The organism is Xanthobacter sp. DMC47, from assembly GCF_056313845.1.
On the sequence record NZ_JBQUZM010000001.1, the window covers coordinates 361098 to 384151 of the forward strand.

Annotated in this window: 25 protein-coding genes; 8 read left to right on the forward strand and 17 right to left on the reverse strand. The window is 67.8% G+C overall.

Annotated elements, in window-relative coordinates:
• Nucleotides 1–18: 18 nt before the first annotated feature.
• From ACT54R_RS01770 to ACT54R_RS01825, 12 genes are all read right to left on the reverse strand, one after another.
• On the reverse strand, nucleotides 19–324 hold the full coding sequence (locus tag ACT54R_RS01770; protein WP_168458253.1) for a 50S ribosomal protein L23: 306 nt from the start codon (nucleotides 322–324) through the stop codon (nucleotides 19–21).
• On the reverse strand, nucleotides 321–941 hold the full coding sequence (gene rplD, locus ACT54R_RS01775; protein ID WP_476322834.1) for a 50S ribosomal protein L4: 621 nt from the start codon (nucleotides 939–941) through the stop codon (nucleotides 321–323). The genes ACT54R_RS01770 and rplD overlap by 4 nt, the downstream gene beginning before the upstream one ends.
• The gene (gene rplC / locus ACT54R_RS01780; protein ID WP_168458255.1) at nucleotides 941–1669 is read right to left on the reverse strand and encodes a 50S ribosomal protein L3; all 729 of its coding nucleotides are present in this window, start codon (nucleotides 1667–1669) and stop codon (nucleotides 941–943) included. Before rplC ends, rplD begins: the two co-directional genes overlap by 1 nt.
• Nucleotides 1670–1691: 22 nt before the next feature.
• On the reverse strand, nucleotides 1692–2000 hold the full coding sequence (gene rpsJ, locus ACT54R_RS01785) for a 30S ribosomal protein S10 (protein ID WP_012113701.1): 309 nt from the start codon (nucleotides 1998–2000) through the stop codon (nucleotides 1692–1694).
• Nucleotides 2001–2065: 65 nt separating this feature from the next.
• Entirely contained in the window at nucleotides 2066–3256 is a 1191-nt protein-coding gene (tuf, locus tag ACT54R_RS01790) for an elongation factor Tu (protein WP_029557786.1), read from the reverse strand.
• A 65-nt stretch (nucleotides 3257–3321) separates the two neighbouring features.
• Nucleotides 3322–5397: an elongation factor G gene (gene fusA / locus ACT54R_RS01795; RefSeq protein WP_476322839.1), complete on the reverse strand. Its 2076-nt coding sequence runs from the start codon at nucleotides 5395–5397 to the stop codon at nucleotides 3322–3324.
• A gap of 18 nt (nucleotides 5398–5415) precedes the next feature.
• Nucleotides 5416–5886, reverse strand: coding sequence for a 30S ribosomal protein S7 (gene rpsG / locus ACT54R_RS01800; RefSeq protein ID WP_024278437.1), 471 nt, complete (start codon nucleotides 5884–5886; stop codon nucleotides 5416–5418).
• A gap of 17 nt (nucleotides 5887–5903) precedes the next feature.
• A complete protein-coding gene (gene rpsL / locus ACT54R_RS01805) occupies nucleotides 5904–6275 on the reverse strand; it encodes a 30S ribosomal protein S12 (RefSeq protein WP_012113697.1) in 372 nt (123 codons plus the stop codon).
• 538 nt (nucleotides 6276–6813) lie between these two features.
• A complete protein-coding gene (locus ACT54R_RS01810; RefSeq protein ID WP_024278436.1) occupies nucleotides 6814–7797 on the reverse strand; it encodes a malate dehydrogenase in 984 nt (327 codons plus the stop codon).
• Nucleotides 7798–7937: 140 nt separating this feature from the next.
• Nucleotides 7938–8600: a TPM domain-containing protein gene (locus tag ACT54R_RS01815; RefSeq protein WP_476322842.1), complete on the reverse strand. Its 663-nt coding sequence runs from the start codon at nucleotides 8598–8600 to the stop codon at nucleotides 7938–7940.
• A 66-nt stretch (nucleotides 8601–8666) separates the two neighbouring features.
• Nucleotides 8667–9524: a TPM domain-containing protein gene (locus tag ACT54R_RS01820; protein ID WP_476322845.1), complete on the reverse strand. Its 858-nt coding sequence runs from the start codon at nucleotides 9522–9524 to the stop codon at nucleotides 8667–8669.
• 16 nt (nucleotides 9525–9540) lie between these two features.
• Nucleotides 9541–10167 carry a LemA family protein gene (locus ACT54R_RS01825; RefSeq protein WP_476322848.1) on the reverse strand — a complete coding sequence of 209 codons (627 nt, stop codon included), beginning with the start codon at nucleotides 10165–10167 and terminating at the stop codon, nucleotides 9541–9543.
• A 156-nt stretch (nucleotides 10168–10323) separates the two neighbouring features.
• On the opposite strand from ACT54R_RS01825, the gene ACT54R_RS01830 reads away from it, so the two are divergent.
• Both ACT54R_RS01830 and ACT54R_RS01835 read left to right on the forward strand, forming a co-directional pair.
• Nucleotides 10324–10608 (forward strand): type II toxin-antitoxin system Phd/YefM family antitoxin, encoded by a 285-nt coding sequence (locus ACT54R_RS01830; RefSeq protein WP_476322851.1) that lies wholly within the window; start codon nucleotides 10324–10326, stop codon nucleotides 10606–10608.
• Entirely contained in the window at nucleotides 10605–10982 is a 378-nt protein-coding gene (locus tag ACT54R_RS01835; RefSeq protein ID WP_476322854.1) for a type II toxin-antitoxin system VapC family toxin, read from the forward strand. The genes ACT54R_RS01830 and ACT54R_RS01835 overlap by 4 nt, the downstream gene beginning before the upstream one ends.
• 6 nt (nucleotides 10983–10988) lie before the next feature.
• Here the strand turns inward: ACT54R_RS01835 and ACT54R_RS01840 are convergent, their stop codons facing one another.
• Together ACT54R_RS01840 and fumC are read right to left on the reverse strand one after the other, a co-directional pair.
• A complete protein-coding gene (locus tag ACT54R_RS01840) occupies nucleotides 10989–11588 on the reverse strand; it encodes a ParB-like protein (RefSeq protein ID WP_476322857.1) in 600 nt (199 codons plus the stop codon).
• Nucleotides 11589–11699: 111 nt separating this feature from the next.
• The gene (gene fumC, locus ACT54R_RS01845) at nucleotides 11700–13088 is read right to left on the reverse strand and encodes a class II fumarate hydratase (protein ID WP_476322860.1); all 1389 of its coding nucleotides are present in this window, start codon (nucleotides 13086–13088) and stop codon (nucleotides 11700–11702) included.
• Between the two features lie 266 nt (nucleotides 13089–13354).
• Between fumC and ACT54R_RS01850 the strand changes: the two genes are divergently transcribed.
• The 6 genes from ACT54R_RS01850 to ACT54R_RS01875 all read left to right on the forward strand — a co-directional run bounded on the left by ACT54R_RS01850 (nucleotide 13355) and on the right by ACT54R_RS01875 (nucleotide 18075).
• Nucleotides 13355–13549, forward strand: a complete 195-nt coding sequence (locus tag ACT54R_RS01850; protein ID WP_476326342.1) for a DUF4169 family protein — start codon at nucleotides 13355–13357, stop codon at nucleotides 13547–13549.
• Nucleotides 13530–13808: a ribbon-helix-helix domain-containing protein gene (locus ACT54R_RS01855; protein ID WP_476322862.1), complete on the forward strand. Its 279-nt coding sequence runs from the start codon at nucleotides 13530–13532 to the stop codon at nucleotides 13806–13808. The genes ACT54R_RS01850 and ACT54R_RS01855 overlap by 20 nt, the downstream gene beginning before the upstream one ends.
• Nucleotides 13809–14098: 290 nt before the next feature.
• Nucleotides 14099–15232 carry an FtsH protease activity modulator HflK gene (gene hflK / locus ACT54R_RS01860; protein ID WP_168460420.1) on the forward strand — a complete coding sequence of 378 codons (1134 nt, stop codon included), beginning with the start codon at nucleotides 14099–14101 and terminating at the stop codon, nucleotides 15230–15232.
• On the forward strand, nucleotides 15229–16143 hold the full coding sequence (hflC, locus tag ACT54R_RS01865) for a protease modulator HflC (RefSeq protein WP_168460422.1): 915 nt from the start codon (nucleotides 15229–15231) through the stop codon (nucleotides 16141–16143). The genes hflK and hflC overlap by 4 nt, the downstream gene beginning before the upstream one ends.
• A gap of 17 nt (nucleotides 16144–16160) precedes the next feature.
• A complete protein-coding gene (locus ACT54R_RS01870) occupies nucleotides 16161–16349 on the forward strand; it encodes a DUF2065 domain-containing protein (protein WP_168460424.1) in 189 nt (62 codons plus the stop codon).
• A gap of 235 nt (nucleotides 16350–16584) precedes the next feature.
• A complete protein-coding gene (locus ACT54R_RS01875) occupies nucleotides 16585–18075 on the forward strand; it encodes a DegQ family serine endoprotease (protein ID WP_476322867.1) in 1491 nt (496 codons plus the stop codon).
• 229 nt (nucleotides 18076–18304) lie between these two features.
• Here ACT54R_RS01875 and ACT54R_RS01880 read toward each other — a convergent pair whose 3' ends face one another.
• From ACT54R_RS01880 to ACT54R_RS01890, 3 genes are all read right to left on the reverse strand, one after another.
• Nucleotides 18305–19669 carry a glutamate--tRNA ligase gene (locus ACT54R_RS01880; protein WP_476322870.1) on the reverse strand — a complete coding sequence of 455 codons (1365 nt, stop codon included), beginning with the start codon at nucleotides 19667–19669 and terminating at the stop codon, nucleotides 18305–18307.
• 101 nt (nucleotides 19670–19770) lie between these two features.
• Nucleotides 19771–21423: an SH3 domain-containing protein gene (locus ACT54R_RS01885; RefSeq protein ID WP_476322873.1), complete on the reverse strand. Its 1653-nt coding sequence runs from the start codon at nucleotides 21421–21423 to the stop codon at nucleotides 19771–19773.
• A 156-nt stretch (nucleotides 21424–21579) separates the two neighbouring features.
• Nucleotides 21580–23004 carry a helix-turn-helix domain-containing protein gene (locus ACT54R_RS01890; protein ID WP_476322876.1) on the reverse strand — a complete coding sequence of 475 codons (1425 nt, stop codon included), beginning with the start codon at nucleotides 23002–23004 and terminating at the stop codon, nucleotides 21580–21582.
• Nucleotides 23005–23054 lie beyond the last annotated feature (50 nt).

The window sequence follows — 23054 nt, forward strand, 5'->3', positions numbered from 1 at the left end:
TCCCGTTCCCCTCGGCTCTCAGAGGCCCGTGGTGATGTCGATCTTCTGGCCCTCTTCGAGGGTCACGACCGCCTTCTTGACGTCGCTCTGGACGCCCTTGCGGCCCTTGAAGATCTTCGTCTTGCCCTTGCGGACCAGCGTGTTCACGCTCTTGACCTTCACGTCGAAAAGCTTCTCCACGGCTTCCTTGATGGAAGGCTTGGAAGCGGTCTTCGCGACGTTGAAGACAACCTTGTTCTGCTCGCTCGCGGTCGTCGCCTTCTCGGTGATGACGGGCGAGACGATCACGTCGTAATGACGCGGTTCGATGTTGCGCGTGCTCATTTGAAGCGCGCCTCCAGCGCGTCCACGGCGGCCTTGGTCAGGACCAGGGTGTCGCGGCGCAGGATGTCATAGACGTTGATGCCCTGGATGGGCAGCACGTCCACGTAGGGCAGGTTGCGCGCCGCGAGCGCGATGTTCTGCTCCACCTGGGCGCCGTCCACGAAGAGAACGGACGAGATGCCGAGCTTCTCAAGCCGCTCCTTGAGCGCCTTGGTCTTGGGGTCGGCGAGGTTGGCGGTGTCGAGCACGATGATCTGCTCGGCCTTCGCCTTCGACGACAGCGCATGCTTCAGCGCGAGGGCACGGACCTTCTTCGGCAGGTCGATGGCGTGCGAACGCACCACCGGGCCGAAGGCACGACCGCCGCCGCGGAACTGCGGAGCGGACGCGGCGCCGTGACGGGCGTTGCCGGTGCCCTTCTGCTTGTACAGCTTCTTGGACGTGCGGTTGATTTCCGAACGGCCCTTGGTGCGGTGCGTGCCGGCCTGCCGGCGCGCCAGCTGCCAGGTCACGCAGCGGTGCAGGATGTCCGCGCGCGGCTCGAGACCGAAGATCTCGTCCGACAGGGTCACGGAGCCGGCTTCGGAGCCGTCGAGCGTCTTGACGGTGAGTTCCATCACGCGCCCTCCTCATTGGCGGCTTCAGCGGCGGGGGCCGCGTCCGAACCGTTGCCGAGCTTGAACGCGCCGGGCTTGGGGGCCTCGGCGGGCAGCCTCTTCTTCACGGCGTCGCGCACGGTGATCCAGCCACCCGCGTGGCCGGGAACGGCGCCTTCGACGGCGATGAGGCCGCGCTCGACGTCGGTCATCACGACCTTCAGGTTCTGGGTGGTAACGGTGACGTCACCCATGTGGCCGGGCATCTTCTTGTTCTTGAAGGTCTTGCCGGGGTCCTGACGGCCGCCGGTCGAACCGATCGAACGATGCGAGATGGAGACGCCGTGCGAGGCGCGAAGACCACCGAAATTGTGGCGCTTCATGCCGCCGGCGAAGCCCTTGCCGATGGTGGTGCCGGTGACGTCCACATACTGGCCCACGACGAAGTGGTCAGCGGTGATCTCGGCACCGACGGGGATGAGCCCGTCTTCCGGCACGCGGAACTCGGCCATCTTCCGCTTGGGCTCGACCTGAGCGACCGCGAAGTGGCCGCGCTCGGCGCGGGTCACGTTCTTCGGCTTGCGACGGCCAGCACCGAGCTGGACCGCGACGTAGCCATTCTTCTCGAGCGTGCGGTGGGCAACCACCTGGCAGCTCTCAACCTTCAGCACAGTGACCGGCAAATGCTCGCCAGCATCGGTGAAGATGCGGGTCATGCCGACCTTCTGGGCGATGACGCCTGACCGCATGGTCGTGTCTCCTCGCACCACGTCAGAGCTTGATTTCGACGTCAACGCCGGCGGCGAGGTCGAGCTTCATCAGCGCGTCCACCGTCTGGGGCGTCGGATCGACGATATCGAGCAGGCGCTTGTGGGTGCGCATCTCGAACTGCTCACGCGACTTCTTGTCGATGTGAGGCGAACGGTTGACGGTGAACTTCTCGATCCGCGTGGGCAGCGGGATCGGGCCGCGCACCTGCGCGCCCGTGCGCTTGGCCGTGGCGACGATCTCGCGCGTCGACGCATCGAGGATGCGGTGATCGAACGCCTTCAGGCGAATTCGAATGTTCTGGCCGTTCATGGCTCAATTGGCTCCAGGAAGAGGAAACGCGCACGCCGGTGCGCAGCGCGTTTCGTTCTTGTTGATCACTCGATGATGGCGGCGACGACGCCGGCGCCGACGGTGCGGCCGCCTTCACGGATGGCGAAGCGCAGCTTCTCCTCCATGGCGATCGGAACGATCAGGTGCACGTCCATCGACACGTTGTCGCCCGGCATCACCATTTCGGTGCCTTCGGGCAGCGTGCACACGCCGGTCACGTCCGTCGTGCGGAAGTAGAACTGCGGGCGGTAGTTGGTGAAGAAGGGGGTGTGACGGCCACCCTCTTCCTTCGTCAGGATGTAGGCCTCGGCCTTGAACTTGGTGTGCGGCTTCACCGAACCCGGCTTGCACACGACCTGGCCACGCTCCACGTCCTCGCGCTTGGTGCCGCGCAGCAGGATGCCGACGTTGTCGCCGGCCTGGCCCTGGTCGAGCAGCTTGCGGAACATCTCGACGCCGGTCACGGTCGTCTTGACGGTCGGGCGGATGCCGACGATCTCGACTTCCTCGCCCACCTTGATGATGCCGCGCTCGACACGGCCGGTCACCACGGTGCCGCGGCCGGAGATCGAGAACACGTCTTCGATCGGCATCAGGAACGGCAGGTCGATGGGACGCTCGGGCTGCGGGATGTAGGCGTCGACCGCCTCCATCAGCTTCAGCACCGCGTTCTTGCCCAGCTCTGGATCGCCGTTCTCGAGCGCAACCAGCGCCGAGCCGCGGATGATCGGGATGTCGTCGCCGGGGAAGTCGTACTTCGAGAGGAGCTCGCGCACCTCCATCTCCACGAGCTCGAGCAGCTCGGGATCGTCGACCATGTCGCACTTGTTCAGGAACACCACCAGCGCCGGCACGCCGACCTGACGGGCGAGCAGGATGTGCTCACGGGTCTGCGGCATCGGGCCGTCGGCCGCCGACACCACCAGGATCGCGCCGTCCATCTGCGCCGCGCCGGTGATCATGTTCTTCACGTAGTCGGCGTGCCCGGGGCAGTCGACGTGCGCGTAGTGGCGGTTGTTGGTCTCGTACTCGACGTGAGCGGTCGAGATCGTGATGCCGCGCGCCTTCTCTTCCGGCGCCTTGTCGATCTGGTCGTACGCCGTGAACGTCGCGCCGCCAGACTCCGCAAGGATCTTCGTGATCGCAGCCGTCAGAGACGTCTTGCCGTGATCAACGTGACCGATCGTGCCGATGTTGCAGTGCGGCTTCGAGCGGTTGAACTTCTCTTTGGCCATGGGACTCTCCGTTGGGTCTCTCTGGCGTGATCCGATAGGGTGAAGTGGGGTTCAGGCCAACGCGATCACGCGTACTTGGCCTGGACCTCCTGAGCGACGTTCGACGGCACCTGCTCGTAGTGGTCGAACTGCATGGTGAAGGTGGCGCGGCCCTGGCTGAAGGAGCGCAGGGTGTTCACGTAGCCGAACATGTTGGCCAGCGGCACCATCGCGTTGATGACGTTCGCATTGCCACGCATGTCCTGGCCCTGGATCTGGCCACGACGGGAGTTCAGGTCGCCGATGACCGAGCCGGTGTAGTCTTCCGGGGTCACCACCTCGACCTTCATGATCGGCTCGAGCAGCACCGAGGAGCCCTTCTGAAGGGCCTCGCGGAACGCCGCGCGGGACGCGATCTCGAACGCCAGGGCCGACGAGTCCACTTCGTGGAACGCGCCGTCGGTGAGCGTCACCTTGACGTCCACCACCGGGAAGCCCGCCAGCACGCCGGCGCCAAGCACGCTCTCGAGGCCCTTCTGGACGCCCGGGATGTACTCCTTCGGCACCGCGCCGCCGACGATGGCGCTCTCGAAGGCGAAGCCCTTGCCGGCCTCGTTCGGCTCCACCGTGAACTTCACCCGCGCGAACTGGCCGGTACCACCGGTCTGCTTCTTGTGGGTGTAGTCCACCTCGGTCTTCTTCGTGAGGGTCTCACGATAGGCGACCTGCGGAGCGCCGATGTTGGCGTCCACCTTGTAGGTGCGCTTCAGGATGTCGACCTTGATGTCGAGATGCAGTTCGCCCATCCCCTTGAGGATGGTCTGGCCGCTCTCGAAGTCGGTCGACACGCGGAAGGACGGATCCTCGGCGGCCAGCTTGGAGAGGGCGATGCCCAGCTTCTCCTGGTCGGCCTTGGACTTCGGCTCGATCGCGATCTCGATGACCGGCTCGGGGAATTCCATCTTCTCCAGGATCACGGCCTTGGCCGGATCGCAGAGGGTATCACCCGTGCGCACATCCTTGAGGCCGGCGAGGGCGACGATGTCGCCCGCATAGGCTTCCTTGATGTCTTCCCGGTTGTTGGCGTGCATCAGCAGCATCCGGCCGACGCGCTCGCGCTTGTCGCGGGTGGAGTTGAGCAGGCCCATGCCGGTTTCCATCTTGCCGGCGTAGACGCGGCAGAAGGTGATGGTGCCGACGAACGGATCGTCCATGATCTTGAACGCGAGCACGGAGGTCGGCTCCTCGTCCGAGGGAAGACGCACGGTGTCTTCCTCGGTCTTAAAGTCGATGCCCTTGATCGCGCCGCGATCGATCGGCGACGGCAGATAGTCCACCACCGCGTCGAGCAGGGGCTGCACGCCCTTGTTCTTGAAGGCCGAGCCGCAGAACACGGGGTTGAACTTGCGGCCGATGACGGCGAGGCGGATCAGGCGCTTGAGGGTCGCCTCGTCCGGCTCGGTGCCGTCGAGATAGGCAGCCATGGCGTCGTCGTCGAGCTCGACGGCGGCTTCCACCAGCTTGTTGCGGTATTCGGCAGCCTTGTCGGCGAGATCCGCGGGAATCTCCTCGTCATGATACTTGGCGCCGAGGGCTTCATCTTCCCACACGACCGCCTTCATGCGGACGAGGTCGATGATGCCCTTGAAGTTGTTCTCCGAGCCGATCGGGAGCTGGCAGCACACCGGGTTGCCGGCGACGCGGTCCACGATCATCTCGACGCAGCGGTAGAAGTCGGCGCCGATCTTGTCCATCTTGTTGACGAACACGACGCGCGGCACGTTGTACTTGTCCGCCTGGCGCCACACGGTCTCGGTCTGCGGCTCGACGCCCTGGTTGCCGTCCAGCACGCACACGGCGCCGTCGAGCACGCGGAGCGAACGCTCCACCTCGATGGTGAAGTCCACGTGCCCGGGGGTGTCGATGATGTTCAGGCGCTTGCCCTGCCAGATAGCGGTCGTCGCGGCCGACGTGATGGTGATGCCGCGTTCCTGCTCCTGGGTCATCCAATCCATGGTGGCAGCGCCATCATGGACTTCGCCGATCTTGTGGCTCTTGCCGGTGTAATAGAGGATCCGCTCCGTGGTCGTGGTCTTGCCGGCATCGATGTGGGCCATGATGCCGAAGTTGCGGTAGTCCTCGATCGCGTGAGTACGGGCCATTTGCTCAGTCCTCTCCGATCACCAGCGGTAATGCGAGAACGCGCGGTTGGCTTCGGCCATCCGGTGCGTGTCTTCGCGCTTTTTCACGGCGGAGCCGCGATTGTTGGCCGCGTCGAGCAGCTCGGCGGAGAGACGCTCCACCATGGTCTTCTCGTTGCGGGCGCGGGCCGAGGCGATGAGCCAGCGGATCGCGAGGGTCTGGCGGCGCTCGGTGCGCACCTCGACCGGGACCTGGTAGGTCGCGCCACCGACGCGGCGGGAGCGAACCTCAACCGCGGGGGCAACGTTCTCGAGCGCCTGGATGAAGACCTCGACCGGATCGTGCTTGGCCTTGGCCTCGACCACGTCGAGGGCGCCATAGACGATGCCTTCGGCAACCGACTTCTTGCCGTCGCGCATGACGGAATTCATGAAGCGCGACAGGGTGGTCGAGCCATACTTGGCGTCCGGGATGACTTCGCGGCGCTCGGCCTTGTGACGACGGGACATCGTTCAGATCCTCACTATCACTTCGGCCGCTTCGCGCCGTACTTCGAACGGCGCTGCTTACGGTTCTTCACGCCCTGGGTATCCAGCACGCCACGCAGGATGTGGTAGCGCACGCCGGGAAGATCCTTCACGCGGCCGCCACGGATCATCACCACGGAGTGTTCCTGAAGGTTGTGGCCTTCACCGGGGATGTAGCCGATCACTTCGTAGCTGTTGGTGAGCCGCACCTTGGCGACCTTACGAAGAGCCGAGTTCGGCTTCTTCGGGGTCGTCGTGTAAACGCGCGTGCAAACGCCGCGCTTCTGCGGGCTCGCCTGAAGCGCCGGCGCCTTGTCGCGCGCCTTCTGCGCTTCGCGCGGCTTACGGATCAGCTGGTTGATCGTCGGCATGTACGCCTTCGCCTCGTCCTGATCTGCGGCCTGGGCCGCATTCCTTCATTTCGACGACCCTTTGGGGATCGCCACGACCGGCCCCGACGGGGCCCGAATTCCCTTCGCACCAACGAACACGAAAGGCGCCGTCCACCGCCCAAAAGGGGGCAGACACGCCTTTCTCGCGACAGAGGATCACAGCGCGCTATACCGGGGCTTTTTTCCCGGCCGGCGCCGCGATCATGCACCTGAAGTTATCGCAGTGCTGTTCCTGGCAGCGTTTCGGCTTCAAGATCGGCCCTTCAAGCACTTGGGAGCGCTGAAAACGAAGGGGACAATCACTCAGACGCCGACCGCCTGCCGCGAAAGTGGGCTGCTTCTAACCGGAGAGTCGCCGAACGTCAATAAGGATCGCGCCGACTTTCCCGTAAATACGCGGCTTTGAGGCTTACGAAGGCGTGACCGAAGCCATAAATCGCCCCCACCCTGCCGGTAATTCATTCTTTTTTAACGAATGCCCCCGCCCGCGGCGCGGGAGGGGGCGATTTTAAAGGAATCAGGCCAGGAGGGCGGCGACGCCGTCGCGCTCTTCCAGCAGCTCCTTGAGGGTCTTGTCGAACTGGGTCTTGGAGAAGTCGTCCATGGGCAGGCCCTGGACCACTTCATACTCGCCCGCGGTGCAGATGGCAGGCATGCCGAAAACGATGCCCTCGGGCACACCGTAGGAGCCGTCGGAGGCGACGCCCATGGATACCCACTTGCCGGCGGTGCCGTGGATCCAGTCGTGCATGTGGTCGATGGCAGCGTTGGCCGCAGACGCCGCGGACGACAGGCCGCGGGCCTCGATGATCGCCGCGCCGCGCTTGCCGACGGTCGGCAGCAGGGTCTCGCGATACCAGGTCTCGTCGTTGATGAGCTCCGGCAGCGGCTTGCCCTTCACGGTGGCGAAGCGGTAGTCCGCATACATGGTCGGGGAGTGGTTGCCCCACACCGCCACCTTCTCGATGTCCTTGCTCTCGACACCGGCCTTGGCCGCGAACTGCGACAGCGCGCGGTTGTGGTCGAGGCGGAGCATGGCGGTGATGTTGCGGGCCGGCAGGTCCGGGGCGCTCTTGGCGGTGATGTAGGCGTTGGTGTTGGCCGGGTTGCCGACCACCAGCACCTTCACGTCGCGCTTGGCCACCTCGTTCAGCGCCTTGCCCTGGACCTTGAAGATCTCGGCGTTGGCGGAGAGGAGGTCGGCGCGCTCCATGCCCTTCGAGCGGGGACGGGCGCCCACGAGAATCGCGGCGTCGATGTCCTTGAAGGCGACCTTGGGATCATCGGTGATGACCACGCCCGCGAAATTCGGGAAGGCGCAGTCCTCGATCTCCATCACCACGCCCTTCACGGCACCCTGCGCCTGCGGGAGGTCGAGAAGCTGGAGGATGACCGGCTGGTCCTTGCCGAACAGGTCGCCGTTGGCGATGCGGAAAAGGAGAGAATAGCAAATCTGACCGGCGGCGCCCGTGACTGCGACGCGAACGGCGGGTTTGGTCATGAGAAGAAGCCCTTTGCCTTGGATGAGCCCCGAAGGCTCGGGGGCGCAATCTATGCCGCAGCGCGGCCGATGGAAAGGCGCTCGCGCCCCTCAGAATCGGCGATGCCGCACGACCTTCGGCTAGGGCAGGCCGCGCCGCGTCAGAGCACCACCACGTGGTTCGGCATCTCGTTGCGGTCATCGGGCCGGCGCGGCAGGGGGCCGGCGAGGAGTTCACCGGCCTTCTCGACACCGGCGACCAGCCCTTCGGCGAGGCTGCCCTCGCGGGCACGGGCGGCCACCGCATCGCAGATGTCGCGCCACGCCGCGGCGCCCAGCGGGCCGTGGGCGGCATCGTCCGCCACCACCTCCACCAGCCGCTCACGCGCGGCGGCGAAGATGAGGATGCCGGTGCGGCCCTTGGTCTGCGGGATGCCGTAGCTCAGGAAAGTCTCGATGGCCGCGTTGCGCGCCGCCGCCTTGAGCGCGAGGCGGGGCACCGCCTTCTCCGCCGCTCCGGGCATCAGCAGCGCCGCGGCGAGGATGACGAACAGCATGGACTGCAGCGCCAGCGCCGAAAGCGCCGGCATGGGATAGGCGAGGACGACGAGCCACGGCAGCACCAATGCCGCAAGGGACGCCCACAGGATGGAGAAGAAGGGATGCTGCACCAGCGGCGCCCGCGTCACCACCACCCGGATTTCGGCGGACGTCCTGGCCTCCGCCTGCGTCACCGCCTCGGCGATACGCTGGAGCGCGTGTTGCGGCAGGCCGTAGCGGCCCGCATCCTGGGTGGTGGTCGTCGTGGCGGTCTGCTCGTTCACGGAAGCTCTCCCCCGCGCCAGCGGGAACCGCAGTTTGCAGGCACACGGTAAAATCGCAAGGGCGGGCTACCAATCGCCCGAAGCGCCGCCGCCGCCGGACGAGCCCCCACCGCCCGACCAGCCGCCGCCGGAAGAGCCGCCGGACCAGCCGGAGCTGCTGCCGGTCCCCCATTCCCACGAAATCGGACCTCCGGCCACCGCGCCGCCCCGCCGCCTGCGGGCCGCAGGGCCGCCCGGACCGCCGCCGCGCATGACGCGCCAGATGATGAAGCCCATGAAGATGACCATCACCGCGAAGAAGATGAGGTTGTCCACCTCCTCTTCCGTCCAGTCGGAGGATTCCAGCTGCTTCGCGCGGGCCTTCGCCTCGTCAGGGTCGAGGTTCAGGATTTCGAGGATGGCGTCCGTGCCCTTGACGATGCCGGCCGCCATGTCGCCAGACTTGAAGGCGGGCACGATGGCGTTGCGGATGATGGTGGCCGACACCGCGTCCGTGAGGATGCCTTCCAGCCCGTAGCCCACCTCGATGCGCACCTTGCGCTCCGCGGGGGCGACGAGGAGAAGCACGCCGTTGTTCTTCTTCGCCTGCCCGATCTGCCAGGTGCGGAACAGGCGGTTGGCGTAATCCTCGATGGAGGTGCCCTGCAGCGAGGGGATGGTGGCCACCACCAATTGGTCGGTGGCCTTCGCCTCCTGCGCCGCGAGCTTGGCGTCCAGCGCGGCGACGGTGCCGGCATCGAGCACGTGGGCGGCGTCCACCACCCGCCCGCTGAGGGGCGGGAAGGTCAGCTCCGCCCATGCGGGCGCGACGGCGACGGGCGCGATGGCAAGGCACAGCGCCAGCAGGCCGGCCAGCACGACCGCCAGCCGGCCGGCAGGCCCGCGCCCCCCGAATACGCGCAGATGGCCCATCTGGCGGCCCATCGCCGTCACTCCGCGCTCAGTTGAACTTCACCTTCGGCACCTGCATCTGCTGCTCGGAGATGGTGAAGGTCTCCATGGGCTTGTAGGCGCGGTAGAGGGTGGCGGCCCAGAGCGCCCCGGGGAAGGTCTTCAGCTCGGTGTTATAGACCCTGACCGCCTCGATATAGTCGCGCCGCGCCACGGCGATGCGGTTCTCCGTGCCCTCGATCTGCGACTGGAGGGCGAGGAAGTTGGCGTTGGACTTCAGGTCCGGATAGGCCTCCGACACCGCGATCAGCCGTCCGAGCGCGGACGACAGCCCCGCCTGCGCGTCCTGGAACTGCTTGAACTGCGCCGGGTCGGTGACGGTGGAGGCATCGACCTTGATGGAGGTGGCCTTGGCGCGCGCCTCGATCACCGAGGTCAGCACGTCCTTCTCCTGGGCGGCATAGCCCTTCACCGTCTCCACCAGATTGGGAATGAGGTCCGAGCGGCGCTGGTACTGGTTCAGCACCTCGCTCCACGCCGCCTTGGCGCGCTCTTCCTCGGTGGGAATCACATTGACGCCGCAGCCCGCCAGCGTCAGCGCGGCAAGCATGGCGAACAGCGGTGCCCGCAGGCGGGCGAAGCCCTGAAACATCATGGAAACGCGAGCGGTAGACATGGTTGGCCTCTCCAAGTCCAAACACTTCCCGGCGCCGAGGCGCAACGGGGCGCTTATAGCACGGTGGGCGTCCCCGTCAGTCATCGGGAAAGTCACTGAGGGTGCGGGGCGCGGGTGTTGTTGACCAAAGTTGGTCAGGGGCTTATCCTGCGGCCCATGAAGCAGGTCAATCTCTACGAGGCCAAGACCCATCTTTCCCGGCTGGTGGATGCGGCGGCGCGGGGCGAGAGCTTCATCATCTCCAAGTCCGGCACGCCGGTCGCGAAGCTCGTGCCCCTCGGCTCGAGACCGGCCGATCTCACCCTCATCGGCGCCATGGCCGGGGAAATCGGCTTCGCCGCCGATTTCGACGCCCCGCTGCCGGAGGACGTGCTCTCCGCCTTCGAAGGTGGCGCGGATCCGGACCCGGTGGAGACGCACCCTGTGGAGAGGGAGGGGTGAGGCTCCTCCTCGACACCAACATCGTGCTCTTCGCGCTCGCGGGCGACGGCAGGCTACCGGCGGCGGCGGCCAAAGCCATGCAAGATGCCACGGCCCTTCATGTGAGCGCGGCGAGCATCTGGGAAATGTCCATCAAGGTCGCGCTGGGCAAGCTCACGCTCGACATGGACCGGCTTCTCGCCGTGCTCGCGTCGACGGGCGTCGAGCGGCTGGACATCACCCACGCCCACGCGCGGGCCGTGCTCGATCTGCCGCCCATTCACCGCGATCCCTTCGACAGGATGCTGGTGGCGCAGGCGCTCTGCGAGCCCCTGCGCCTTCTCACCGCCGACCGCACCCTCGCCGCCTATGGCGACATCGTCCTGCCGGTGTGAGGGCCCTCACACCGCGCCGAGATACCCCGGCAGATCCTGCGCCTCGTCCAGCAGGGACACCTTCACGGCCAGCTTCTCGGCCAGCGCGATGTCGGTCTCCAGCAGCCGCGTGGTCATGAAGGAGCGGTAGTAATTGCCCCACATGAATTCCTGGAACGGCGTGTCCTCGTTGGCATAGGCCTTCCCGCGCACGCCGCGGGCCAAGGTACGCCACGGGTTGTCGGTGAGCTCGCTCACATGGCCGGGGATCTTCAGGCAGGGGCGTCGGTTGCCATCCACGTCGATGGGCCAGCACAGTCCCTCGGTCTCCATGCGGTGCCAGAAGGCTTTCAGGTCGAGGTCCGACCAGTCGGCCCGCGCCTCGCCCAGGAGAACGGTCTCCTCGCCGATGGCGAGCAGCGCCCGGCACAGATGGTGGTGGTCGACGATGTAGAGCCGGCGCTTCGGCCCCACCACATAGGGCACCGGCTTGCTTTCCTTCAGCGTCCTCAGCTCGCGGCGGGAGAGCTTGCGCATCTGCGCGGCGCGACGCTCCACCTCCTCAAGACCCAGCGTGAGCTGGGTGGGGTTCAGCGCCGCGATGTCGATCTCGGTGAGGTCCGCCATTCTAGTCCCCTTGCCCTGCCCTCTTCCGCGCCGGCGGAGCAGGCCCGAAAACGAAGGCGGCGGCAACCCGGGCCGGGTGCCGCCGCCAAGACTTCAACCGTCGGAAAGCGATCAGCCGGGAGAGATCATCTTCTCCGGGCGCACCACCTCGTCGAACTCCTCGTTGGTCACGTAGCCGCCGCCCACGGCCTCATCGCGCAGGGTGGTGCCCTTCTTGTGCGCGGTCTTGGCGATCTTGGCGGCGTTGTCGTAGCCGATCTTCGGGGCGAGCGCTGTGACCAGCATCAGCGAGCGCTCGAGCGCCGCCTTGATGTTGTCCTCGCGCGCCTCGATGCCGACCACGCAATTGTCGGTGAAGCTGATGGCCGCGTCCGCCATCAGGCGCACGGACTGGAGGAAATTGTAGGCCATCACCGGATTGTAGACGTTGAGCTCGAAATGGCCCTGGCTGCCGGCGAAGGTGAGCGCGGCGTTGTTGCCGAAGATCTGCACGCAGACCTGCGTCAGCGCCTCGCACTGGGTGGGGTTCACCTTGCCCGGCATGATGGACGAGCCGGGCTCGTTCTCGGGCAGCGACAATTCGCCGAGGCCGGAGCGCGGGCCGGAGCCGAGCAGCCGGATGTCGTTGGCGATCTTGAACAGCGAGGCCGCCACCGTGTTGATGGCGCTGTGCGAGAACACCATGGCGTCATGGGCGGCGAGCGCCTCGAACTTGTTGGGTGCCGAGGTGAAGGCGAGGCCGGTGATGCCGGCGATCTTGGCCGCCACCTGCTCGGCGAAGCCGACGGGGGCGTTGAGGCCGGTGCCGACGGCGGTGCCGCCCTGCGCCAGCTCCATGAGCGCCGGCAGGGTCATCTCGATGCGCTTGATGCCGTTCTCGACCTGCTGGGTGTAGCCGGAGAATTCCTGGCCCAGCGTCAGGGGCGTCGCATCCTGGGTGTGGGTGCGGCCGATCTTGATGATGTCCTTCCACTCGGCCGACTTGGCGGCGAGCGCGCCGTGCAGGTGCTTCAGCGCCGGCAGCAGGCGGTGGACGATCTCCTCCGCGCAGGCGATGTGCATGGCGGTGGGGTAGGTGTCGTTGGACGACTGGCTCATGTTGACGTGATCGTTGGGATGCACGGGCTTCTTGGAGCCCATCTCCCCGCCGAGCATTTCGATGGCCCGGTTCGAGATCACCTCGTTTGCATTCATGTTGGACTGGGTGCCGGAGCCGGTCTGCCAGACGGCCAGCGGGAAGTTGGCGTCGAGCTTGCCCTCGATCACTTCCTGCGCCGCCGCGACGATGGCGTCGGCGATCTTGGGATCGAGGCGGCCGAGGTCGCGGTTCACTTCCGCAGCGGCACGCTTGACGATGCCGAGGGCGCGCACCACCGGCAGCGGCTGCTTCTCCCAGCCGATCTTGAAGTTGCCGAGCGAGCGCTGCGCCTGCGCGCCCCAATAGCGGTCGGATTCAACTTCGATGGGACCGAAGGTATCGGTCTCTGTGCGGGTGGTCATGGCGAGCCTTTCCTTAAGACGCGGGCGGGCCGGCTCTTAGCACAGCTGGCCGCCCGTGGGGGAGGCGGAGTTCCACCCTAAAATAGTTCCAGAGAGGTAGCCGGGGGATGTTACCTCCGCGGAATTTAGCCATATCTTGACTGTGCTCAATGAGGTAAAATTCTCTGCGGGCTAAGTGGCCTGACGCGTGACGCCGGCCGTACAGAAGATCATCTGCCGTCGGCGCGGAGGAATCCGGCGGCAAGGTGAGGCAAGCGTTGGGCGACGTGGTCAATCTTCACCGGGCGCGCAAAGCGCGGGCCCGTCAGGCGGCTGATGCGGCAGCCAGCCAGAACCGGATCCGATTCGGTCGGACCAAGGCTGAGCGTCAGCAATCTGCGGACGAGCTCGCGCGGCAAGAGCGCCACCTTGAGGGCCACGCCCTGACCGAGAGGGATGAACATGAAAAGCCCCGTGGTTAAAAGATCCATCGTCATCGCCGGGCACAAGACCAGCGTCAGTCTCGAAGATGCCTTCTGGGAGGCTCTGAAGGAGATTGCCAGCGGCCGCCGGCTCACCTTGTCCGATCTCGTGGCGACCATCGATTCCGGCCGTTCGCAGGGGAACCTCTCCTCCGCCATCCGCCTGTTCGTGCTCGACCATTATCGCGGCGCCGCGTCCCAGGCGCGCGCCCAGGCCGCAGGAGAACGCATCCAGGTCTCCAGCCCTCCCGTTGCGTAAGCGCGAGGTCAACCTTATCTGCGGACTGAGCTGACCGCGCATCGCGTTGAAAGGCGGTGCGCGGTTTCCTATAACCACCTGGCCCGGCGGGGCAGGCCTGACGCGGCGCGCCACGTCCCGGTCCTCTCCGCCGAACGGGTTTTCCCGGCATGCGCCTTCCCGAGTGGAGCCGCTTGCCGTGGGCGACCCGCTGCGGGCGGCGTGCTAGCGTGCGGCCTGTCCGCACCCGCGCCGGTGGCAGGAACAGCGACGCGGGTGCCGGTGGCGGCACCGCCCACGGGAGACGACGGATGTCGTGGAAGAATCAGAGTGGCGGCCCATGGGGTAATGGGCCGCGGGGTCCCTGGGGTTCGGGACCCTCTTCATCGGGACCGACGCCGCCAGACCTTGAAGACCTGATCCGCCGCAGCCAGGACCGCCTGCGCACCATGATGCCGGGCTCGTTTGGAACCAACGGCATCATCCTCGTCATCGCGCTCGTGGTGGCCGGCTGGTTCCTCTCCGGATTCTACCGCGTGCTGCCCGACGAACAGGGCGTGGTGCTGCGCTTCGGCAAGTTCGTCGGCATCACCCAGCCGGGCCTGAACTATCACTGGCCCTACCCCGTCGAGACCGTGCTCACCCCCAAGGTGACGTTTGTCAACCGCATCGACATCGGCATGCGGGTGGGCGAGGACACGCGCCGCAACACCGCCGTGATGCGCGACGTGGCCGAGGAGAGCCTGATGCTCACCGGCGACGAGAACATCGTGGACGTGGACTTCTCGGTGTTCTGGGTCATCAACAACGCCGAGGAATACCTGTTCAACGTGCAGAACCCCGAGGGCACCATCAAGGCGGTGGCCGAGAGCGCCATGCGCGAGGTCATCGGCCGCACCAACATCCAGCCCATCCTCACCGGCGCCCGCCAGGGCATCGAGACCGGCGTCCAGGAGCTGATGCAGCAGGTGCTCAACAGCTACAAGGCCGGCGTGCAGGTGACCCAGGTGCAGCTGCAGAAGGTCGACCCGCCGGAGGCCGTCATCAACGCCTTCCGTGACGTCCAGGCCGCCCGCGCCGACGCCGAGCGCACCCAGAACGAGGCCCAGACCTACGCCAACCGGGTACTGCCCGAGGCCCGCGGCGAAGCCTCCCGCATCGAGAATGCGGCCCAGGCCTATCGCGAGCGGACCGTGGTGGAGGCCCGCGGCCAGGCCGCCCGCTTCCTCAAGGTGTATGACGAGTACCAGAAGGCGAAGGAGGTCACGCGCGAGCGCATGTACCTCGAAACCATGGAGCGCGTGCTCGGCAGCGTGGACAAGGTGCTGGTCGATCCGGCCGCCAGCCGTCAGGGCGGCAGCGGGATCGTGCCCGTGCTTCCGCTTGCCGACCAGTCCCGCCGCACCCCGGCGCCCGCCACGCAGCCCCAGGGAGCCGCCCGATGAGAAATCCGGTCTACGGCGGCGTCCTCGCCGTCCTCGGCGTCATCGCCCTCGTCCTCGTCTACTCGTCGGCCTACATCGTCAGCCAGACCCAGCAGGCGCTGGTGCTGCGCCTCGGCGAGCCGCTGGCGCCCGTGACCTCGCCCGGACTGCACTGGAAGGTGCCGTTCATCGACAGCGTGGTCTATATCGACAACCGCATCCTCGACCTGGAAAACCCCCAGCAGGAGGTGATCGCGGCAGACCAGAAGCGCCTCGTGGTGGACGCCTTCGCCCGCTACCGCATCACCAACCCGCTGCGCTTCTACCAGTCGGTGGGCACGGTGCAGGGCGCCAATTCCCGTCTCTCCACGGTGCTCAACTCGGCGCTGCGCCGGGTGCTCGGCGAGAACACCTTCATCAGCGTGGTGCGCGACCAGCGCGAAGGGCTGATGCGGCAGATCAACGAGCAGGTGAACCGTGAGGCGGCCAACTTCGGCATCACCGTGGTGGACGTCCGCATCCGCCGCGCCGACCTGCCCGAGGCCAACAGCCAGGCGGTGTTCCAGCGCATGCAGACCGAGCGCCAGCGGGAAGCCGCGGAAATCCGCGCGCAGGGCAACGAGGCCGCCCAGCGCCTGCGCGCCCGGGCCGACCGCGAAGTCACCATCGTGGTGGCGGAGGCGAACTCCAAGGGCGAGCAGCTGCGCGGCGAGGGCGACGCGGAGCGCAACCGCATCTTCGCCGACGCCTTCCAGCGTGATCCGGACTTCTTCGCCTTCTACCGCTCCATGCAGGCCTATGAGGCGAGCATGAAGTCGTCCGACACCCGCATGCTGCTGGCGCCGGATTCGAACTTCTTCCGCTTCTTCCAGAACCCGACGGGAGCCCCCGCCGCGGGCGCGCCCGTCGCCGCGCCGGCGGCCGGCAACTGACCGGCCCGGCGGGCGGCATGAAGGACCTTCTGGCCGCCCTCGGCCTGATGCTGGCCATCGAGGGCCTGTGCCTCGCCGCCTTCCCGGCGGCGTGGCGCAAGGCCATCCGCGCCGTCCTGCACGCGCCGGAAACCCCCATGCGCCTCGTCGGCCTCGGCGTCGGCGCCCTGGGGGTGCTGGTGGTGTTCCTGGTGCGCAGCTTCTGACCTAGCTTCTGACAACGGGGCCTTCGGGCCCCGTTTTCTTTTCCATCGACGCGCGTCGTCACCCGGCTCGCCCGGGCGTTTGCATTCCGGGCTGCCCCGAAAGCGACGGCCGGCGCAGGACCGCCGCAATCGTCCCCGAATGTCCCCCTCCCCCGCCCGCTGGATCGTGAGCATTGCGGGGCTTGCGCCCGGCGCGCTGGCGTCGCAGCCTCAGGGGATGATTTCGAGGACAGCCATGCCCGCACCGTTCGTGCCTTCCCGTTCCCGTCCCCGCCGGTCCCGGCTGCCCGCGCTGCTCCTGGCGGCGGCGGTGGCCCTCGCCGGCATCGGCAGCGCGCCGCTCCACGCCGCGCCCGGCAAGGGGCCGGACACGGTGGCGGACGTGGCCGAGAAGGTGATGGACGCGGTGGTGAACATCTCCACCTCGCAGAACGTCGCCCCCTCCCGCTCGGTGCCCGCGCCGCAACTCCCGCCCGGCTCGCCCTACGAGGATTTCTTCGACGAATTCTTCAAGCGCCGCCCGGAGGATGGCAGCGAGCAGCGCTCGCGCCGCGTCTCCTCGCTGGGCTCCGGCTTCGTCATCGATCCGTCCGGCTTCATCGTCACCAACAACCACGTCATCTCGGATGCCGACGAGATCTTCGCCAATTTCAACGACGGCTCGAAGCTGAAGGCCGAGGTGGTCGGCCGCGACACCAAGACCGACCTCGCGCTGCTCAAGGTCAACCCGCCCAAGCCCCTCGTGGCGGTGAAGTTCGGCGACAGCGAGAAGCTGCGCGTGGGCGACTGGGTGATGGCCATCGGCAACCCGTTCGGCCTCGGCGGCACGCTCACGGTGGGCGTCGTCTCCGCCCGCAACCGCGACATCAATTCCGGCCCCTACGACAACTTCATCCAGACGGATGCGGCCATCAACCGGGGCAATTCCGGCGGCCCGCTGTTCAACATGGAGGGCGAGGTGATCGGCATCAACACCGCCATCATCTCCCCCTCGGGCGGCTCCATCGGCATCGGCTTCGCCGTGCCCTCGGCCACCGCCCAGCCGGTGATCGCCCAGATCGAGCAGTTCAAGGAAGTCCGGCGCGGCTGGATCGGCGTGCGCATCCAGCCCGTCACCGAGGACATCGCCGAGAGCCTTGGCCTCGGCAAGCCGCGCGGCGCGCTCATCGGCGTCGTGACGGAAAACAGCCCGGCCGCCCAGGGCGGCGTCAAGGCCGGTGACGTGATCGTCAAGTTCAACGGCCGCGACATCAAGGAAGTGCGCGACCTCACCCGCACGGTGGCCGACACCATGGCCGACAGCGAGGTGGAGGTGGTGGTGATCCGCAAGGGCAAGGAGGAAACCCTGCGCGTCAAGGTCGCCCGCATGCCCGAGGACGACAAGCCGGAAGCCTCCAAGCCCGCCCCCGAGGCGCAGAAGGTGCCGCCCAAGAAGGCGCTCGGCATCGAGCTGTCCGCCATGAGCGACGACCTGCGCAAGCGCTTCAAGATCAAGAGCGAGATTTCCGGCGTCGTCATCACCGACGTCGACCGCTCCTCCCCCGCCTCCGACAAGGGGCTGAAGGCCGGTCAGGTCATCGTGCAGGTGGGCCAGGAGGCGGTTGCGAGCCCCGCCGACGTGGAGAAGCAGATCGACGCCCTGCGCAAGTCCGGCAAGCGCTCCGCTTTGTTCCTCGTCTCCGACGGCGAGGGCAAGCAGGAGTTCGTGACGGTGCCGCTGAACTGAGGAGCGGCACCGCCCTCGCGCCCCGGACGCGTGCAGCGAAGCGGAATGCGAGCCGGGGCCCAGCGCAAGGGGCCGCCGAAGGCGCTTCATGATCGGCCGTCATCCTCCGGCTTGACCGGAGGACCCATTGAGACGCTCGTCACGCCCCCGGAGGCTTCCGTGCCGGCGGGATGGGCCCTCCGGTCAAGCCGGAGGGCGACGGCGGGATGAGCGGTGGTCCGCGCCCCCCCTATCCCACCTCGCCCCTCAGCCGATACTCCGCCCCTGCCCGTCCCATCAGCGGCAGCAGGGCGGCGAGTTCCGGGCCGGTCTCGCGGCCAGTCAGGGCGAGGCGCAGGGGGTGGAACAGGCCTCGGCCGGACCGCCCGGTCGCGGCCTTCACCGCGCCCGTCCAGGCCTTCCAGGTGGCGGTGTCCCACGGCTCGGCCGGCAGCAGGCCGGCGGCTTCAGCGAGGAAGGCGCGATCCGCGTCCACGATGACGCCCGCCCGCGGCATCGCGACGATCTCCCACCAGTCGTGTGCATCCTCGAAACGCCCGAGGTTCGCCCGCACCGCCAGCCAGAACGCTTCCCCGCCGCCGATGCCCGCCGCCTGAAGCCGCGCGGCGGCGGCGGCGAAGGGCATGATGTGGAGGGTGCGCGCGGTGAGCGCATCGAGGTCCGCCGGATCAAACCGGGCGGGCGCGCGGGAGATGGCGGAGAGGTCCACCATCCCCGCCAATGCATCGAGGCTGTCCACCGCCTCCACCGCATGGGAGGTGCCGACCAGCACCGAGAGCGCGGCCACCGCCAGCGCCTCCTGCCCCGCCTCGCGCAGCGCCGACAAAGAGAGGTGGCCGAGCCGCTTGGAGAGGCCCTCCCCGGAGGGCAGGGTGAGCAGGTTGTGGTGCGCGAAGCCCGGCACCGGCCCGCCCAGCGCCGCGAAAATCTCGATCTGCACCGCCGTGTTGGTCACGTGGTCCTCACCGCGGATGACCTGCGTCACGCCCAGCGCCAGATCGTCCACCACCGAGGGGAGCGTGTAGAGGAAGCTGCCGTCGGCGCGCACCAGAACGGGGTCGGAGAGGGTGCTGGTGTCCACCTGCTGCGGGCCGCGCACGCCGTCGTCCCATGCCACCACGCGATGCTCCAACCGAAAGCGCCAGTGCGGGCGGCGGCCCTCGGCCTCCAGCCGCGCGCGGTCTTCGGGCGAGAGCGCGAGGGCGGCGCGATCATAGACCGGCGGCAGGCCACGGGCGCGCTGGAGGCCGCGCTTGAGGTCCAGCTCCTCCTCGGTCTCATAGGCGGGATAGAGGCGGCCCAGGGCCTTCAGCCGCTCCGCCGCAGCCTCATAGTCCGCGATCCGGTCCGACTGGCGCACGGTGATGTCCGGCGCGATGCCGAGCCAGGCGAGGTCGGCGGCGATGGCGTCGGCATATTCGGTGCGGGAGCGGGCGGCATCCGTGTCGTCGAAGCGCAGGATGAAGGTACCGCCGGCGCGGCGGGCGATCAGCGCGTTGAGGAGCGCGGTGCGGGCATTGCCCACATGGATCAGCCCGGTGGGTGACGGGGCGAAGCGCAGCACGGGCGCAGCATTGCGGGAAGGCGCGGACATGGCCAGCCCATAACCCGCCTTGCGCCGCGCGTCGATGGGCGCCGCCCTGAAAGCAGAGAGCCCGGCGTTGCGGCCGGGCTCTCCTTCTCGTTCAGTCTGGGTCAGCGGGGCTGCTGGCAGTCCTGGCCCTGGCAGCGGTTGCCGCCTCCGCCACCCTGCGGCTGCTGGCGCTGCTGCGGCTGCTGCTGTTGCTGCTGCGGCTGCTGACGCTGCTGCTGGGGTTGCTGCTGCTGGCGCTGCTGTTGCTGCTGCTGAATCAGCTGCTGGCGCTGCTGCTGATACTGCTGGCGCTGCTGCTGCATCTCCTGCTGACGCTGCTGGTTCATCTGCTGGATCTGCTGCTGTTGCTGCTGACGCTGCTGCTGCATCTGCTGCTGACGCTGCTGGATCTGCTCCTGCTGACGCTGCTGGATCTGCTGTTGCTGCTGCTGGCGCTGCTGGATCTGCTCCTGCTGTTGCTGGCGCAGCTGCTGTTGCTGCTGCTGGCGTTGCTGGTTCAGCTCCTGCTGCTGCTGGCGCAACTGCTGCTGGCGCTCGGCCGGCGACGGCTGGCCCGGACGCCCGCCCGGCTGGCCGGGCTGGCCGGGTTGCCCCGGCTGACCCTGTCCGGGAGGCACCCCGGGCTGGCCGGGCTGAACCTGACCCGGAGGCACACCGGGCTGACCCGGACGACCGCCGGGCTGACCGGGCTGGCCCTGTCCGGGAGGCACGCCGGGCTGGCCGGGCTGCACCTGACCCGGAGGCACACCGGGCTGACCCGGACGACCGCCGGGCTGACCGGGCTGACCCTGTCCGGGAGGCACGCCGGGCTGGCCGGGCTGAACCTGACCCGGAGGCACGCCAGGCTGACCCGGACGACCGCCAGGCTGACCAGGCTGAACCTGTCCCGGAGGCACACCGGGCTGGCCCGGACGACCGCCAGGCTGGCCCTGTCCGGGAGGCACACCAGGCTGGCCGGGCTGAACCTGACCCGGAGGCACACCAGGCTGGCCCGGACGACCGGGACCGCCGGGACCGCCGGGCTGACCGGGACCACCGGGATAACCCGGACCGCCCGGCTGACCAGGCTGGCCGGGACCGCCGGGATAGCCGGGATAGCCCGGACCACCGGGCTGGCCCGGCTGACCGGGACCACCAGGATAGCCGGGACCGCCGGGCTGGCCGGGTCCGCCCGGATAACCGGGACCACCGGGGTAGCCGGGACGGCCGGGCGGATAGCCGGGGCTGCCGGGATAACCGGGCTGGCCCCAGTTGGGCGGCGGGCGCGGGGCATCCGGCGGCGGGCGCATGCCCGGAGGCGGGACGTAATTGGTGCGCCACCAGCCGGGCGGACGCGGGCCGGGAGGCGGCGGGCCCCAGCCGGGACGCGGCCGCGGGTTATAGACCTCCCAGCGGTAGCGATCGGCATACCAGGGCTGGTTCACATAGATCGGGCGATTGACGTAATAGGTGTTCCAGTACTGCGACGCCGCGAAGGCGACCACCGGCACGCCGACCGCGGCGAGACCCCAGTCCGGCAGCACCGCGGTGCGGCCCTGCTGCTCGTAGCCGATGTATTCGCTGTACACCCAGCCGCGGAAATCCTGCCAGATGACGTCGCACCAGGACTCGTCCTGGAGACAGCCCTCCACCTCGATGGGCGAGCCGTCGGGAATGACGCCGAGGCTGGGGAATTCGGTATCCGGCCCCGTCCGGATGTTGACGTTTGCCGTGGAGAAGGCCGGCGCGGCCTGCGCCGAAACCATCCCCGCCATGGCCAAACCGGCAACCCAGCCGGCCAGCTTCAGCACCCTCATGGATCACTCCCATGCGACTCGCATCGAGCCGAGGACCATACTTTAAACCGGCCCTCGTGGCGTTTCGTGTGCGCAGGCGCGGCGTTTCGCAAGCGCAGGCACGGCCGAATTGCGTCAGGAGATGGTGAACGGAACGATATCGCGCACGTTTTCGTCGATGCGGATGTCGCGATCGAGGGGCGGAAAGGCGCGCAGGTCGCAATCCCGGCGCGGGCAGATGCGGCAGGAGACGCCGAGCTTGGCCACCGGCGCGGCCTTGAGATCCAGCCCGTCCGCATAGACGATGTCGTGGGCGAAGGAGACCTCGCAGCCGAGCCCGAAGGCATAGGCCCGCGCCGGCTGGCCATGACGCAGCGCCGGGCTCGACACCGCGCGGGCAAGGCAGATGTAGCGCGCCCCATCCGGCATCTCGCCCACCTGCACCAACGTGCGGCCCGCCACCTCGAACGCCTCGTGGACGTTCCACGCCGCGCAGGCGCCGCCGTGGCGGGCGAATTGGAAGCGCGTCGCCGAATGCCGCTTGGTGATGTTGCCGGCCCGGTCCACCTTGGCGAAATAGAAGGGCACGCCCTTCGCCCCCGGACGCTGGAGGGTGGAGAGGCGGTGGCAGACCTGCTCCAGGCTCGCGCCGGTCTCCAGCGCCATGCGGTCGAGGTCGTGCCGCAGGCGGCGGGCGAGATCGAGGAAGCGGCGGTAGGGCAGGATCAGCGCGCCGGCGAAATAGTTCTGCAGCGCCAGCCGGCAGATCTCCGCCGCAGTCTGGCTGCGGAAGGCGCCGGAGGACACCGTGTGCTCCACCAGCGCGCCATGCTCCAGCTGGGCCATGGTGACCGCCATGCGGAAGGCCCGCGTCGCCGCCGGCAGCACGCCGGAGAGCACGAGGCGCCGCGCCCGCGGATCGTAGCGGGAGAGGGGGGCGTCGGGGTCCGCCGCGCCGATCTCCACCTGCACCTGATGGCGCCGGGCTAGGTGGGCGGCGATGGCCGCGCCGGGGTCCCCGCCCTCCATGATGCCAAGTGAAGTTGCGGCATTTTCAGCCGCGCGATCAAGGCCATCCACGTAATTGTCAATGTAATGGAAGAAGTCGCGCACTTCCTCGTACGGAATCAGCTTCGCCTCATCCGCGCCGGGCGTGACACCGGCCGAGATCATGTCGTCGAGGGAGGCGCGCCATTCCGCCGTGCGGCGCAGCGCGACGTGCATGCGCAGGAAGGCGTGGGCGAAGGCGGGCGAGAGGTTCGCCACCGCCTTCATGTCCTGAAGGCCGAGGTCGAGGTCCTTGAACAGCGGATCGGCCGTCGCCTCGCGCAGGTCGGCCACCAGCCGGTCGAGGTCTTCCGCGCCGAAGGAGGTGATGTCCACCGCGAAGGTGCGCGAGATGGCAATCAGCACCGATGCCGTGAGCGGGCGCTGGTTGCTCTCGATCTGGTTGATGTAGGAGGGCGAGACGGCGAGGCGCTGTGCCAGCTCGCCCTGCTTCAATCCGAGTTTCTCGCGCAGCCGGCGCACCGCATGGCCGGCGAACACCTTCTGGCGCATGGCCCCTCCAGCACGTGCGGCGGTAGCCCGCCGCGCCTGACCTAACGTCC

Coding starts and splice junctions, on each gene's coding strand:
- ACT54R_RS01855 (WP_476322862.1), top strand. CDS start 13,530: ATGAAAAGCCCCGTGGTTAAAAGATCCATCGTCATCGCCGGGCACAAG.
- ACT54R_RS01810 (WP_024278436.1), bottom strand. CDS start 7,797: ATGACCAAACCCGCCGTTCGCGTCGCAGTCACGGGCGCCGCCGGTCAG.
- ACT54R_RS01890 (WP_476322876.1), bottom strand. CDS start 23,004: ATGCGCCAGAAGGTGTTCGCCGGCCATGCGGTGCGCCGGCTGCGCGAG.
- ACT54R_RS01875 (WP_476322867.1), top strand. CDS start 16,585: ATGCCCGCACCGTTCGTGCCTTCCCGTTCCCGTCCCCGCCGGTCCCGG.
- hflK (WP_168460420.1), top strand. CDS start 14,099: ATGTCGTGGAAGAATCAGAGTGGCGGCCCATGGGGTAATGGGCCGCGG.
- hflC (WP_168460422.1), top strand. CDS start 15,229: ATGAGAAATCCGGTCTACGGCGGCGTCCTCGCCGTCCTCGGCGTCATC.
- ACT54R_RS01825 (WP_476322848.1), bottom strand. CDS start 10,167: ATGTCTACCGCTCGCGTTTCCATGATGTTTCAGGGCTTCGCCCGCCTG.
- ACT54R_RS01880 (WP_476322870.1), bottom strand. CDS start 19,669: ATGTCCGCGCCTTCCCGCAATGCTGCGCCCGTGCTGCGCTTCGCCCCG.
- rpsL (WP_012113697.1), bottom strand. CDS start 6,275: ATGCCGACGATCAACCAGCTGATCCGTAAGCCGCGCGAAGCGCAGAAG.
- ACT54R_RS01840 (WP_476322857.1), bottom strand. CDS start 11,588: ATGGCGGACCTCACCGAGATCGACATCGCGGCGCTGAACCCCACCCAG.
- ACT54R_RS01870 (WP_168460424.1), top strand. CDS start 16,161: ATGAAGGACCTTCTGGCCGCCCTCGGCCTGATGCTGGCCATCGAGGGC.
- rpsJ (WP_012113701.1), bottom strand. CDS start 2,000: ATGAACGGCCAGAACATTCGAATTCGCCTGAAGGCGTTCGATCACCGC.
- rplC (WP_168458255.1), bottom strand. CDS start 1,669: ATGCGGTCAGGCGTCATCGCCCAGAAGGTCGGCATGACCCGCATCTTC.
- fusA (WP_476322839.1), bottom strand. CDS start 5,397: ATGGCCCGTACTCACGCGATCGAGGACTACCGCAACTTCGGCATCATG.
- rpsG (WP_024278437.1), bottom strand. CDS start 5,886: ATGTCCCGTCGTCACAAGGCCGAGCGCCGCGAAGTCATCCCGGACGCC.
- ACT54R_RS01770 (WP_168458253.1), bottom strand. CDS start 324: ATGAGCACGCGCAACATCGAACCGCGTCATTACGACGTGATCGTCTCG.
- ACT54R_RS01820 (WP_476322845.1), bottom strand. CDS start 9,524: ATGGGCCGCCAGATGGGCCATCTGCGCGTATTCGGGGGGCGCGGGCCT.
- fumC (WP_476322860.1), bottom strand. CDS start 13,088: ATGACCACCCGCACAGAGACCGATACCTTCGGTCCCATCGAAGTTGAA.
- ACT54R_RS01830 (WP_476322851.1), top strand. CDS start 10,324: ATGAAGCAGGTCAATCTCTACGAGGCCAAGACCCATCTTTCCCGGCTG.
- ACT54R_RS01885 (WP_476322873.1), bottom strand. CDS start 21,423: ATGGCGGGGATGGTTTCGGCGCAGGCCGCGCCGGCCTTCTCCACGGCA.
- tuf (WP_029557786.1), bottom strand. CDS start 3,256: ATGGCCAAAGAGAAGTTCAACCGCTCGAAGCCGCACTGCAACATCGGC.
- rplD (WP_476322834.1), bottom strand. CDS start 941: ATGGAACTCACCGTCAAGACGCTCGACGGCTCCGAAGCCGGCTCCGTG.